The organism is Rhodoflexus caldus (assembly GCF_021206925.1).
GTDB classification, from domain to species: Bacteria; Bacteroidota; Bacteroidia; order Cytophagales; family Thermoflexibacteraceae; genus Rhodoflexus; species Rhodoflexus caldus.
This window is the reverse complement of the sequence record NZ_JAJPRF010000017.1, coordinates 46,469-59,752: the sequence shown is the minus strand read 5'-3', so window position 1 is coordinate 59,752 and position 13,284 is coordinate 46,469. Positions and strand designations below refer to the sequence as shown.

Sequence of the window (13,284 nt, the reverse complement as noted above, 5' to 3'; positions counted from 1 at the left end):
CAGTTTAAAACAATTTTTCAAATTTACCGCAAAGCCCGCTGAGTATTAAGCCAAGAGTGCTGAGTATTTTTATGATGAATCTTTTCTCTGTGTACACTGCGGTTAAATCTTTGCGCACTCCGCAGTAAAAAACGCAGTAAACTGCTCCCGCTCATATACGTATATACATACACACTGTAAACAGCCAATAAAAATGATAAAAACCCTGCATAATCGTATTTTTGCCAGTCGGGTAACCTGATACTGAATTTACAAACAAAAAGAGATGCAAAAAGATAAACAGCGCATAGCCATTGATATGGACGATGTAATGGCAGATGCAAGCGGACGATTTGTAGAATGGATAGCCGAGCGGCACGGAGTTACTATCGGGCGCGAGGAACTCCGCACCGAATTGCTGAACAAGGCAGGTATCCCTTACGAAAAAATCAGGGAATGGCTGTGGGAAGAGGGGTTCTTCCGCCACATGCAGCCCATGCCCGACAGCAAAGAAGTAATGAAAGAATTGGTAAAAAAATACGAAGTGTTTATTGTATCGGCTGCTATCGAGTTTCCTCAATCGCTGCGGGAAAAAGTAGAATGGCTGGCAGAACACTTCCCGTTCATAGACTGGCGCTATATTGTGCTGTGCGGCCACAAGTACATGATTCAGGCAAACTACTTGATTGACGACCACGAAAAAAATTTGATTAGTTTCACAGGTACGCCTATTGTTTTTACAGCCCCTCACAATATTCACCTGCAAGGCTTCGAACGCGTGAATAACTGGGCAGAAATAGGCAACAAGTTTTTATAAGTACTGCTTTTTGCGTAAATTTATTGTGCAAGTGAAAATGAAACAATAAACTTACGCAACATCATGAATTACTACTTCAAGTACCTGCGTAGTAACTTTATCTATGTATCGGTTTACATAGTTGCCGCCCTGATTAGCATCGGTATCGTTACTTCATACAATATGAAGTTGAAAATTGATGCACTCACGGAAAACCGCGCTTTTTACGATACGATGTATATCCATTTCAGCCGTCAATATATGGATATCATCCGTGCTTGGGACGTTGGTATTCGCGGGTACGCCATCATGAAAGACACCGCATATCTGGCTGCCTACACCTCGAACCCCTTGCGATACCGCGTCTCTGCTGCCATTATTGATTCCGTTCTGAAAATTCGCCGTTATTCTTTTGAAGAAAAAGTCCGCTCATCTTTGGAAGGCCTGAAAAACTATGAGCCATACATACTGGAAATGGAGCGATTGGTTCGGCAAGACAGCATGGAACAATTTAAAAAACTGCTACTGGAAGACCGAGGGAAAACTCTTTGGCTTTTGTATCATCCTGCATGGGAAGCCGTAGCCGAATATGAAACAAAAAAAATTAAAGAAGCCGAAGCCGATTTACAACTTGCTTTTACGCTTAACAGAGGCTTCCAGTTATCATTACTTATCATCGGTATTCCGCTGCTCATTTGGCTGGTAAGAAAACTGCAACGAGATGCGCTCAACCGCAGAAACCTGCTGCAAAAACTGGATGACACCAACCGTGCCGAACTGTTTGATGATGGCAATGTGCATGTGGAATTAACCCCGGAAAGCGTTATCGGCAACGTAACCAAAAACATGAAACAGGCAGAAGCCTTTATCAGAGCAATAGCCGAAGGTAACTACAATGCCACGTGGAAAGGACTAACACCCGAAAACGCAGCATTGAACACCACAAACGTAGTCGGTGAACTTTTGCAGTTAAAAGATAAACTGGCGCGTGTCAGTCGCGAAGAGGAGCGCCGCCGCTGGGCAGCCGAAGGAGTTACACAATTTAATGAACTACTACGCAAACATCAGCACGACCTGAAAGAACTCTCCGTTCATGTGCTATCCTTTTTGGTTCGCTATACCGACAGTTTGCAGGGCGGCATTTTTATTGCCAAACAATCCCCCGGTGCCGAAAAAGTACTTGAAATGAGCGCCTGCTATGCCTACGAACGCATTAAAGCCATGCAGCGTCAAATCCAGCCGGGTGAAGGACTGATTGGACAGGTCTATTTGGAAAAGGAAACGCTTCACATTGCCCGCATTCCGGCAGACTATACCGCCATTTCTGCGGGCATGGGGTCTGTCAAGCCCAAAGAGCTTATCATTATCCCGTTGAAAACCAACGATTTGGTGGAAGGAGTGATAGAATTGGCCACTTTGCAGACCTATGACAATGAAACCGTTGCTTTTTTAGAGCGCACTTGCGAGTTTCTCGCTTCTGCCATTGCCTCACAGAAAAATGCAGAACAGAATCGCCTGCTGTTAGAGCAGCTCAAACTGCAAACCGAAACCATGCGCGTACAAGAGGAAGAACTCCGCCAAAACATGGAAGAGTTGCAAGCAACCCACGAAGCGCTACACCGAAAAGTCAGCGAAAATAAAGAGAGCAAACTCCCCGGAAGTACTCATTAATGCCTGTCAAACTCTGCGGCAAGTTTTACTCCGGCACGGATACAGTCGGCTAATGAAATGCCATGCACCCAATTGGAGTGGCAGTAAATGCCCTCGGTGCGCAGCATGGCCGCCGCCTGTTTTGCCGCGGTAATATGCTTGTCATACTGAGGAATGGCACGCTCCCATCGCGTAAAATGAGTAGCCAACGGGGCTGCATCTATGCCGTAAATGCGCTGCAATTCTTCTACTACTCGGCTTACAATATGCTTTTGCGGCATCAGGGTATTTTCGGCAAACATTGCCCCTCCTACAAAAGAGGTAAAAAGCACTTGGTCGTCGGGGCAACAGTCCGGAAAAATACTGCTGCTCCAAATGCTGCCTGCCATAAAAGTTCCCTCAGCCTTCGGATGCAGCAACCCAAATCCGTTGGGCAACAGTTTGACCGATTTTTTGGCAAAAACGGTATGTACCACACACATGGGCGGATAGTACACCTCCTTGAACGCCGCAGCAGCCGCAGGATACAAGTCGGCAACGATTTTGGCCACTTGCCACGCAGGCAAGGCCAGCACCAAATAGTCGGTTTCTACGCTGCCCGTGCCCTCGAACAAAAGCCGAAACCGCTTTCCGATTTTTCTAACCCCTGCCAGTTGAGCGCCATAGGTAACGTTCAGATTTCTGGCCAGTGCTTTTGCCAAGCCCTGCATCCCTCCTTTAAACGAATAGGATTGCTTTCTGCCTCCCCCGCCGGCCTTCATCATACCGCGCAGCACGGAACCATATTGTTGCTCATAATCAACTAATTGCGGAAAGGCTTCCCTGACCAACAGTTGCTCGGGGTCACCCGCATAGATGCCGGCTACAAAAGGCTTCAACACCTTTTCTACTGCTTCATCCGAAAAGCGACGGCGGACAAAATCTGCCAGCGTTTCATCGGCAGCCCCTTTGCTTCTTCGGAAAAGCTCCGAAAAAATACGCCACTTGGTATGCCATGAAAAAAAATCGCTTTTCAGCAAGGCAGGTGGAGAGGTCGGCAGCAATTGCGGCTTGCCCCCCCAAAGTATGTAGCGGTGCGACGACACCTCCGATGGTGCCACCATCAAATCATCCGCACCCGCATCGGCCAGAAATTGGCGCACCGCATCATCTGCCAAAAGCGAATTAGGCCCTGTATCGAACCTGTAAGCGCCTGATTGTAGGGTTTTTATGTTGCCACCGGGCTCGTTGGCAGCCTCGAAAACGGCTGCTTGCAAGCCTCTTTTTTGCAAAGCCGCAGCCAACGAAAGCCCGGATATACCTGCACCAACAATGGTTATGGAAGGCGTAGCCGTAGATACATCCATATGTTCAAAGTTTGTCGGGTTTAGTTAAAAGAAAATAAAAGACGACACCGCTTTTCAAGCCCCAATTTCTTGATTATTGGTGAAATAATGACTTACTTTGCGGCTATTATCAAACAAAATTACTCTTGCCCGTCCTCTCATGGAAAACCCGATAGCAAAAAAATTAGAAGCGCTGCTCAAATTGCAGCAGATAGATTCCAAATTAGACGAAATCGATAAAATCAGAGGCGATTTACCCGAAGAAGTGCAGGATTTGGAAGACGAAATTGCAGGCTATCAAACCCGTATTTCCAAATTCAACGATGAGCTGAAATCTTTCAACGAAACAGTCAGCAATAACAAGCAAAGCATTAAAGACGCTGAAAAGCTGATTGAAAAATACCAAGCACAGCAAGAAAACGTGCGCAATGACCGAGAGTTTGCAGCCATCAGCAAGGAAATTGAGTTGCAAGAGCTGGAAATTCAGATTTTCAAAAAGAAGAACAAAGAGCTTGAGCTGAAAATTGAAGGCAAGAAAAAGCAAATTGAAGAAACTCAACAATTGCTGGCCGACCGCGAAAAAGACTTGGAAAACAAGCGCAAAGAACTTGAACTGATTATTGCGGAAAGCGAAGAAGACGAGGCGAAACTTTTCAAAGAAAGAGAAAAACGCGCCAAAAGCCTCGAGCCGCGCCTGTACAAATCATACATGAAAATTCGCGAAAACTCTAACAATGGCCTTGCCGTTGTTACCGTTAAGCGCGATGCCTGTGGCGGCTGTTTCAATATCGTGCCTCCACAACGTCAGGCAGAAATCAGAGAGCAAAAGAAACTAATTGTTTGTGAACATTGCGGCCGCGTGCTTGCAGGTGTGGAAGAAAACATCGCACCTGAAAAAGCTGCGCCTGCAAGGAAAACAACTCGCCGCCGTGCAACAGAAGAGAGGGCTGAAGTTTTAGACGTAGGTCTGGGAAGCCTTGACGATTAGCACGGTTATGGTACGATAAACCATCCAAAGCCCTGAGGATTCCCATTTGTCCTTAGGGCTTTTTTTATTATTTCAAATTATTCACGGCCGTTCATCCTTCTTAAATTAAAAACCATGAAACAATTTACCGGCGTAGCCGATGTCAGAAATTTTTTGCATGAATTGGTAAAAGATGCCATCGCGTTGAAAAAAAATCCGTTTGCACATCAGCACTTGGGCAAAAACAAAGTTATCGGTCTGGTTTTTATGAACCCCAGCCTCAGGACACGCCTAAGCACTCAACGCGCCGCCCTCAATTTGGGTATGCAGGCTATGGTAATGAATGCCGACAAAGATGCGTGGAAAATGGCAACCGGTGAAGGTGTGGTAATGAATGGCGATGCGGCAGAACACATTAAAGATGCGGTGGCCGTTATGGGACAGTATTGCGACATTCTGGGGCTGCGTTCTTTTGCTACACTTGTGAACAAAGAGGAAGACTACGCCGAGCAAAACCTGAACGATTTCATTCGTTACTCCGGCGTACCTGTGGTAAGCCTCGAGTCGGCTACCCGCCACCCGCTGCAATCGCTGGCAGACCTTGTAACCATTGAAGAATACAAAAAGAAACCCCGCCCCAAGGTAGTACTTACATGGGCTCCGCACCCGCGCGCACTGCCGCAAGCTGTTCCCAATTCGTTTGCGGAGTGGATGCTGGCCGCCGATGTGGATTTGACTATCGCACATCCCGAAGGATACGAATTGGACGAATCCTTCACCCAAGGTGCCAAAATTACTTACGACCAAGCAGAGGCCTTCAAAAATGCGGATTTTATCTATGCCAAAAACTGGTCGAGCTACCACGAATATGGCCAGATACTGCTGCGCGACCGTTCATGGACGGTCAGCGCCGAAAAAATGGCACTGACGAACAATGCGCACTTCATGCACTGCCTGCCCGTGCGGCGCAATGTGGTAGTGGACGATGCGGTGATTGACAGCCCGCAATCGCTGATTATTCCGCAGGCAGCCAATCGCGTTTGGGCGTGTCAGGCTGTTCTCAAACGCATGTTGGAAAGCCTGTAAGAAGCACCGAAAAATGATTAACTTTGTACGGTCTTAATTCCTTTACAACCATGATGACTATCCTTTTGGCAGTTGGCGTAATGGCAGTATTTTTTGTACTGATGAGCGTGCGCCTGCTGTTTGTTAAAAACGGCGAGTTTAAAGGCACATGTGCCACACAAAGCCCTGCCCTGCGCGAAAACGGTGTTGATTGCGTGGTTTGCGGCAAAAAAGCAGGCGAACCGTGCCAAAACGAGGTGAAAACTGCCTGATTATTTTCATCCATTCATAGAACAAACTTCACGTGAGAGAGTATATCTTCCTCTTCCTGAAAGGTGTTGCCATGGGTGCCGCTGATGTGGTACCGGGTGTTTCGGGAGGAACAATTGCCTTTATTTCCGGCATTTACGAACGATTATTGGATGCCATCCGCTCTGCCAACGGCACAGCGCTGAAGCTACTCTTTTTAGGACGCATCAAGGAGCTTTGGCAGCATATAGACGGCACTTTTCTGGTGGTTTTATTTGCGGGCATCGGAACGTCTGTGCTTGGCCTGTCAAAACTCATCTTGTATTTGTTGGCCAATCAGCCCGAAATGCTTTGGTCGTTCTTTTTTGGGTTGATTATAGCTTCTGCTCTGCTGGTAGCCAAATCGGTAAAGCAGTGGAACATAGCGGCAATAGTTGCCTTGATGGCAGGAACTGCTGTTGCCTATTGGGTAACGATTGCCGTTCCGGTTGAAACCCCTACCGATTTGTGGTTTATTTTCCTGAGTGGAGCCATTGCCATCTGCGCCATGATTCTGCCCGGCATTTCAGGCAGTTTCATTTTGTTGCTGATGAGTAAATATGAGTACATCATCCGCTCACTGACCGAACTCAACTTTAAAGTCATCATTACTTTTGCTTTGGGCTGCGTTGCAGGTCTGTTGAGTTTTTCGCATGTATTGCATTGGTTATTAAAACGTTACCACGATTTGGCCGTAGCCCTGCTGATGGGCTTCATGCTTGGTTCGTTAAACAAAGTATGGCCATGGAAACAGGTATTGGAATACTATACCGACCGACACGGCAAGCTCAAACCCATTGTAGAAAGCAACGTTCTGCCCACACAATACCTCGAGCTGACAGGAAAAGAACCCATGCTGGCGGCTTGTATTGCATTGTGCTTGGTCGGTTTTGCCGTGGTGTACCTGATTGAAAAGGCTGCCTCACAAAAGCAGGGATAATCTTGGGATACTATGCCGAAAGTCAGTGTTATCATGCCGGCTTATCAGGCAGCGCAGTACATCAGCGAATCAGTACAAAGCATTGTCAATCAGCATTTTACTGATTGGGAACTAATCGTTATTGACGATGGCAGCCGAGATGATACGGCTGCCATCGTTTCGTTATGGGCTGATACGGACAAACGCATCCGCCTCATCCGCAACGAAAAGCAGGCAGGAGCCGCGCAGAGTCGCAATAAGGCCATTGAAGTATCCTGTGGCGAACTGATTGCCTTTCTGGATGCCGATGACCTTGCCTACCCCCAACGGCTGCAAAAACAAGTCGTCTTTATGCAGCAAAATCCATCGGTGGGGCTTGTTGCCCATTGGTTAGATATCATTGACCAAAACGGCCTGCTACATCCGCTACAATGGATTTGGCGCAGGGAAAAGGATACGCATTTGCCCGTTTTTCTGTTATTTGGCAATGCTTTCGCACTTTCCTCGGTAATGATGCGGCGCAGTGTGTGGGAGCGGTTGCATGGTTTCCCTGCTGCATTTGAACCTTGCGAAGATTATGCCCTTTGGTCGGAAGCGGCAACCATTACACGCCTGCATATTATCCCCGAGAAGTTAGGCGCAAGACGTGAGCACAACAACAATTGGACAAACCGCGAATCGGAAAAAAGCAGGCAGCAAACCGAAGAAATTATCAGGCACAATATTGGTAAACTGTGCATCGCCCCTGCTGCCAATGAATTGTTTTTGCACCAACAACTGCGGCATCGTCAGTTTGCATTGGATAATACCTTTGCCCAAGAAGCCCAAAAATGGCTGGCATACCTGCTGCACCAAAACCAAAAACACCGCATTTACCAACAAGAAGCAATGGCCGAAGTGATTGGTGAAATCTGGTATGACTATTGGCAACTGCGGCACAAGGAAGGATTGGCTGCTTTGAAAGGCTATTTCGGGAGTCCGCTGTGGCGTGCCAACGGTATCCGCAAAAATCTGCTGCTGCCGGCCTTGGTTGCTAAGCGATTTTTGAAGTAAGCCGTTGAGCAGGCATTTTAGATTTCAGATTTAAAAAAATCAGCGAAAAACGTATCGCCCGCAACAATCCGCCTGCTTGCGCAATGCGTTTTAATTGGCTTGATTGATTAACGCGAATTTCGCGGCAGAATCTTGGAAAAATTAAATTTGATTAAATTCGGTTTTGCGCAATAATTCATGCAAAACCTGTAGGGATAAGGTATGCCTTGTCCCTACAAATATACCTACATAGAAAAAATACAATTTACCAACATGCATCTTTGCGATAATGTTTCATTTTGATTTTTCCGACACAAAATGTTTTGATTATCAGATGATTAGCAAATAATTCGCATTACATTAATTTTTCCAGAATCTTTTGAGCGGCAACCGGAATGACCGTACCGGGGCCAAATACTTCCGCTACGCCGTGCTCATACAGGAACTGATAATCTTTGGGCGGAATTACGCCGCCTGCAATAACCATAATGTCCTCACGGCCGATTTTTTTCAGTTCGTTAATCAATTGAGGCACAAGGGTTTTGTGCCCTGCCGCAAGGCTGGATGCTCCTACAATATGTACGTCGTTCTCGGCGGCTTGATGGGCTACCTCTTCGGGGGTTTGGAACAACGGCCCGATGTCCACATCAAAACCCAAGTCGGCAAAGCTGGTGGCAATGACTTTTGCGCCGCGGTCGTGTCCGTCTTGCCCCATTTTGGCAATCATAATGCGCGGACGGCGGCCTTCCTGCGCGGTAAATTGTTCTACCATTGCTTTGGCTTTGCTAAACTCCTTGTCCTCGGCGGCTTCGCCTGCGTACACGCCCGCAATGCTGCGGATAACTGCCTGATGCCTGCCGAAGGCTTTTTCCATCGCGTCGGAAATTTCGCCCAGCGTGGCGCGGGCACGGGCAGCTTCTACGGCAAGCGCCAGCAGGTTGTCGCTGTCTTTGCCCGTAGAGGCAGGAATCTGTCCGTTGTTGGCTTTGATGCGTGCCATTTTTTCGGTGGCGCAAGCGGTGATTTTTGCCAAAATTTGCTCGACGGCTTGGCTGTCGCGGCTGGCTTTGAGTTGCTGCAAGCGCTCAATTTGCGACTGACGCACGGCGGTATTGTCCACTTCCAACAAGTCAATTTCCTTCTCTTCGGTAGTTTGGTAGCGGTTTACGCCCACAATTACGTCTTTGCCCGAATCAATTCGCGCCTGTTTGCGGGCAGCGGCTTCTTCAATGCGCATTTTGGGCAAGCCCGCTTCAATGGCTTTGGTCATGCCGCCCAATTGCTCCACTTCCTCAATGAGTTGCCAAGCCCGATGCGCCAGCGCATGAGTGAGGTGCTCCACGTAATAGGCACCACCCCAAGGGTCGATAGCGCGTGTAATATCTGTTTCCTTTTGAATAAAAAGTTGCGTATTTCTTGCAATTCTTGCCGAAAAATCTGTTGGCAGCGCAATGGCTTCATCCAATGAGTTGGTATGCAAACTTTGCGTGCCTCCAAGCGCGGCAGCCATTGCCTCAATGCAAGTGCGCGTAACGTTGTTGAACGCATCTTGTTCGGTCAGGCTCCAGCCCGAAGTTTGGCAGTGGGTGCGCAGTGCCATGCTTTTGGTATCTTGCGGGTTGAACTGCTTCACGATTTTAGACCAGAGCAGGCGGCCGGCGCGCATTTTGGCAATTTCCATGAAATGATTCATGCCGATTGCCCAGAAGAACGACAAACGCGGTGCGAAGTCATCTATCGGCAGCCCCGCAGCAACGCCCGTGCGCAGGTATTCCAGCCCGTCGGCAAGAGTATATGCCAGTTCAATATCTGCTGTTGCGCCTGCTTCCTGCATGTGGTAGCCGCTGATGCTGATGCTGTTAAATTTGGGCATGTAGCGCGCGGTATATTCAAAAATATCGGCGATAATCTGCATACTCGGTGCAGGCGGGTAGATGTACGTATTGCGCACCATGAACTCTTTGAGGATATCATTTTGAATAGTGCCGCTGAGTTGTTCGGGTTTTACACCCTGTTCTTCGGCTGCCACGATGTAAAAAGCCATGACGGGAATAACAGCGCCGTTCATGGTCATGGAAACCGACATTTTGTCCAACGGAATTTCGTTGAACAAAATTTTCATATCCAAAACAGAGTCGATGGCAACACCTGCTTTGCCTACGTCGCCTTGCACGCGAGGGTGGTCGGAGTCGTAGCCGCGGTGAGTAGCCAAGTCAAAAGCCACGGAAAGCCCCATCTGCCCCGCTGCCAAGTTGCGGCGATAGAAGGCGTTGCTTTCCTCGGCAGTACTGAAACCTGCATACTGGCGAACAGTCCACGGACGTTGGGTGTACATGGTCGCATAAGGGCCGCGCAGGTAGGGCGGAACGCCTGCCAAATACTTGATGTGTTCCCATTGCGAGCGGGCTTCGGGTCGGTAAAAAGCCGGCACGGAAATTTGCTCTGCCGTCATCCATTCAGGAAAGGCATCGGCTGTCCGGTGATTTACCTGTTGTGCTTTGCTTTGTAAGCGCACACGGATATCCGCAAATGATAATTCGTGAAAAGCGGCCATAGATGCTGTTCATTTTAGGAGGGTAAAATTAAAGAACTTTTGTGTGGATGCAATTTCGCGGTGTTTAGAGCAGTTGAAGGTATTTGGAAATAAAATCCAATTACAACTTGATAAAGTGCACTTTTATTCCTATATTGCACTTATCATTTCAAATGTAAGTTTTTACCGATTTTTACACTAAACTATAACACCATGAAACTGCGCACTATTTTGATTCCGATGGACTTTTCCGAAGAATCGGAGAACGCTTTTGAGGTGGCAGCCCTTATTGCCAGGCGCAGCCATGCAGAATTATTGCTATTTCATGTGATAGATATGCCGCTGGCACATTTGTTTTCAGGAGCAAAACGCATAATAACAGCCGAAGAGGCGGCGGAAGAAGTAAATATGGCGCAAACCTACCTGCCAAAAATGGTTGTGCAGGCCAAAGATAAATTGCAGGCTTTTGTTAATCGCTATCCGGAGTTGCGCATTCGCAAACAGATAGTATTTGATGAATTTACCAAAGACATTGCCGATTTTATTGTAGCCGAAAATGCTGATTTAATTGTTTTGGGCTCCCACAGCGACGGTGAATCGGCGGCAGACATTACCCGCAGCCAGATGGAAGAGAAAATTATCCATCAGGCAAAAGTGCCTGTATTTACTGTCAAGAAAAAGCAGCGAACGCTTGATTTTAACAATGTAGTTTTTGCCTCCAATTTTAAGAATATATCAAGCAAAACGATTGACCACCTAAAAACCATACAGCAATTGCTTGGGGCTACCGTCCACTTTGTGAAGATTATTCCGCCTAAGTCCGATGTAGAATGGCAAAAGGAAAATCTGGATATCATTTCCGCATTTGCCATGCGCCACGGATTTTTGAATTATACCGCCAATATCTATTCGGGTGAAAATAAGGAAGTGGCCATTCGGGAATTTGCCGAATCGGTACAGGCCGACCTGATAGCTATGACCAACTCAGACCGGAACGGCTTAGCGCACTTCTTGTTTGGCAATTTGACTGAAAAGGTAGCCAAAAAGTCGGGGCGTTCTGTTCTTACATTCAGCCAATAAGTGTTTTTTCTATAGGTCTGTTGCAGTAACCCGGCAGGTGGTTTGCCTGTCGGGTATTTTGTTTGTCGGAGCCTGCAATAAATACATACAGCCCTCTATAAAGCCAACATTTTCTTTACGGCGCGTTGCCCCTCGGCTTCCAGCGCACATAAATAAACCCCTGCGGCCATTCCTGCACGCTCCATACGGATTTCGTGCATACCTGCATCCTGTATGCCTTCATGCAAGACGGCAACTACATGCCCCTGCAAATCGTAAACCCTTAGCCTGATATCCATGCTTTTAGCAAGTTTATAGGCAATCGTGGTGCTTTCGGAAAAAGGATTGGGCGCATTAGTATATAACTCAAACAGCACATCGGCAGCCAATGGCGGAGTGTTGCGTTTGAAAATAGGCAGTGCATTGAAATCGCGCTGTTCCAGCACCTTTTTTATATCGGCATTCGTAAGCCCGAGGTGGTCGCGAAGAACTGCGGTGTAAATTTGTCGGTAATCATAACGAAACTTGATGTCGCCTACATTATCCAAATCATTGAGTGCAGGCGCATCGCCGTAAATACCGCCTCTGACACTTTTGCCAATCACAAACAAGGGGGCTGCCGTACCGTGGTCGGTTCCTGCGCTGCCGTTTTCGTTGAGCCTTCTGCCAAACTCGGAAAATGTCATCAGTACTACTTTCTCCGCAACACCTAATTTTTCGAGGTCTGCCTGAAAAGCGGCTACGGCTTCGGAAAACTGTGTCAGTAGATTGGCGTGTAGCGGCAACTGCCCGGCATGTGTATCAAATCCACCCAGTGTTGCCAAGTAAACAGAGGTTTGCAAACCGCCGCCAATCAGTTCGGCAATAATGGCTAACTGCCTGCCAATGTTCGTATTGGGATATGTTACCTGATTTTGTGCTTTGTCGGCTGCCGCCTTAATTACGTTGGCGTATTGGATAGATTGAGCCGCAATTCCTTTCAAAAATCTGAGCTCTTCGCCTGCAATGGTCGGCGGCGGCGGGTCTGAGTCGGCACGGCTGCCCGATACCAACTGATAAAAGGCACTTGGGCTGTCAAATACTACGCCCATAGAACCCCATTGACTTTGCAACAGCATAGACTCTACCGCCCCCAACTGGATAGCCATCGGATGTTCGGGAAATTTGCCGGGGAACTCGGGGAATGCCTGTGCCAAATAGCGACCTGTCCACCCATCGTAAAGAAACTCATTGGCATCTGAACCTGACAACCAAATATCGGTAGAGCGAAAATGCGAGCGATTGGGGTTGTCATAACCAACATTTTGCACAATGCTGACTTGCCCCTTGTCGTACAGGTTTTTGAGCAGGCGCATAGAAGGATGCAGCCCTATTTCATCGTTTAAGGCAATGGTATTTTCTCGCCTGATGGCAATGGTAGGGCGTTTCTGATAGTAAATATCATTGCGAAACGGAATAACGGTATTCAGGCCGTCATTGCCGCCGTTGAGTTGCAACAACACAATGATTTTGCCATTGGCAGTTGCCGCATCGGGTACAAGCGGGTGCGCAAATGCCCGCAAGGGGATGCCGCTCATGGCAACTGTGGCGCCGCCTGTTAAAAAACTGAGTTGGTATAAGAAATCTCGGCGATTCATAGGCTCATCGGGCAAGTGGTGTAAAATTTGACAA

11 protein-coding genes are annotated in these 13,284 nt (G+C 47.7%); 8 read left to right on the top strand and 3 right to left on the bottom strand.

The genetic code is table 11. The features are described from left to right. Nucleotides 1-265 precede the first annotated feature (265 nt). Together NDK19_RS14690 and NDK19_RS14685 are read left to right on the top strand one after the other, a co-directional pair. Complete coding sequence (locus NDK19_RS14690) at nt 266-796, top strand: 5' nucleotidase, NT5C type (protein ID WP_250632658.1); 531 nt, start codon at nt 266-268, stop codon at nt 794-796. A gap of 63 nt (nt 797-859) precedes the next feature. Next, the gene (locus NDK19_RS14685; protein ID WP_250632657.1) at nt 860-2,446 is read left to right on the top strand and encodes a GAF domain-containing protein; all 1,587 of its coding nucleotides are present in this window, start codon (nt 860-862) and stop codon (nt 2,444-2,446) included. On the opposite strand, the gene hemG is transcribed toward NDK19_RS14685, so the two are convergent. Continuing rightward, nucleotides 2,443-3,771, bottom strand: a complete 1,329-nt coding sequence (gene hemG / locus NDK19_RS14680) for a protoporphyrinogen oxidase (protein ID WP_250632656.1) — start codon at nt 3,769-3,771, stop codon at nt 2,443-2,445. The two genes, NDK19_RS14685 and hemG, sit on opposite strands and share 4 nt — an antisense overlap. A 139-nt stretch (nt 3,772-3,910) precedes the next feature. On the opposite strand from hemG, the gene NDK19_RS14675 reads away from it, so the two are divergent. The 5 genes from NDK19_RS14675 (at nt 3,911) to NDK19_RS14655 (ending at nt 8,042) form a co-directional block, all read left to right on the top strand. Beyond that, nucleotides 3,911-4,738, top strand: a complete 828-nt coding sequence (locus NDK19_RS14675; protein WP_250632655.1) for a zinc ribbon domain-containing protein — start codon at nt 3,911-3,913, stop codon at nt 4,736-4,738. A 114-nt stretch (nt 4,739-4,852) separates the two neighbouring features. Next, nucleotides 4,853-5,803, top strand: a complete 951-nt coding sequence (locus NDK19_RS14670; protein WP_250632654.1) for an N-acetylornithine carbamoyltransferase — start codon at nt 4,853-4,855, stop codon at nt 5,801-5,803. Nucleotides 5,804-5,853: 50 nt separating this feature from the next. Further along, a complete protein-coding gene (locus NDK19_RS14665; RefSeq protein ID WP_250632653.1) occupies nt 5,854-6,054 on the top strand; it encodes a hypothetical protein in 201 nt (66 codons plus the stop codon). Nucleotides 6,055-6,086: 32 nt separating this feature from the next. Beyond that, the gene (locus NDK19_RS14660) at nt 6,087-7,010 is read left to right on the top strand and encodes a DUF368 domain-containing protein (protein WP_250632652.1); all 924 of its coding nucleotides are present in this window, start codon (nt 6,087-6,089) and stop codon (nt 7,008-7,010) included. 12 nt (nt 7,011-7,022) lie between these two features. Continuing rightward, nucleotides 7,023-8,042, top strand: a complete 1,020-nt coding sequence (locus NDK19_RS14655) for a glycosyltransferase family 2 protein (RefSeq protein WP_250632651.1) — start codon at nt 7,023-7,025, stop codon at nt 8,040-8,042. A gap of 334 nt (nt 8,043-8,376) precedes the next feature. Here the strand turns inward: NDK19_RS14655 and scpA are convergent, their stop codons facing one another. Continuing rightward, entirely contained in the window at nt 8,377-10,575 is a 2,199-nt protein-coding gene (scpA, locus tag NDK19_RS14650; RefSeq protein WP_250632650.1) for a methylmalonyl-CoA mutase, read from the bottom strand. Between the two features lie 192 nt (nt 10,576-10,767). Between scpA and NDK19_RS14645 the strand changes: the two genes are divergently transcribed. Then, nucleotides 10,768-11,634 carry a universal stress protein gene (locus NDK19_RS14645; protein WP_250632649.1) on the top strand — a complete coding sequence of 289 codons (867 nt, stop codon included), beginning with the start codon at nt 10,768-10,770 and terminating at the stop codon, nt 11,632-11,634. 95 nt (nt 11,635-11,729) lie between these two features. Here the strand turns inward: NDK19_RS14645 and NDK19_RS14640 are convergent, their stop codons facing one another. Next, nucleotides 11,730-13,250, bottom strand: a complete 1,521-nt coding sequence (locus NDK19_RS14640) for a DUF1501 domain-containing protein (protein WP_250632648.1) — start codon at nt 13,248-13,250, stop codon at nt 11,730-11,732. Nucleotides 13,251-13,284 lie beyond the last annotated feature (34 nt).

Coding starts and splice junctions, on each gene's coding strand:
- NDK19_RS14690 (WP_250632658.1), top strand. CDS start 266: ATGCAAAAAGATAAACAGCGCATAGCCATTGATATGGACGATGTAATG.
- NDK19_RS14685 (WP_250632657.1), top strand. CDS start 860: ATGAATTACTACTTCAAGTACCTGCGTAGTAACTTTATCTATGTATCG.
- hemG (WP_250632656.1), bottom strand. CDS start 3,771: ATGGATGTATCTACGGCTACGCCTTCCATAACCATTGTTGGTGCAGGT.
- NDK19_RS14675 (WP_250632655.1), top strand. CDS start 3,911: ATGGAAAACCCGATAGCAAAAAAATTAGAAGCGCTGCTCAAATTGCAG.
- NDK19_RS14670 (WP_250632654.1), top strand. CDS start 4,853: ATGAAACAATTTACCGGCGTAGCCGATGTCAGAAATTTTTTGCATGAA.
- NDK19_RS14665 (WP_250632653.1), top strand. CDS start 5,854: ATGATGACTATCCTTTTGGCAGTTGGCGTAATGGCAGTATTTTTTGTA.
- NDK19_RS14655 (WP_250632651.1), top strand. CDS start 7,023: ATGCCGAAAGTCAGTGTTATCATGCCGGCTTATCAGGCAGCGCAGTAC.
- scpA (WP_250632650.1), bottom strand. CDS start 10,575: ATGGCCGCTTTTCACGAATTATCATTTGCGGATATCCGTGTGCGCTTA.
- NDK19_RS14645 (WP_250632649.1), top strand. CDS start 10,768: ATGAAACTGCGCACTATTTTGATTCCGATGGACTTTTCCGAAGAATCG.
- NDK19_RS14640 (WP_250632648.1), bottom strand. CDS start 13,250: ATGAATCGCCGAGATTTCTTATACCAACTCAGTTTTTTAACAGGCGGC.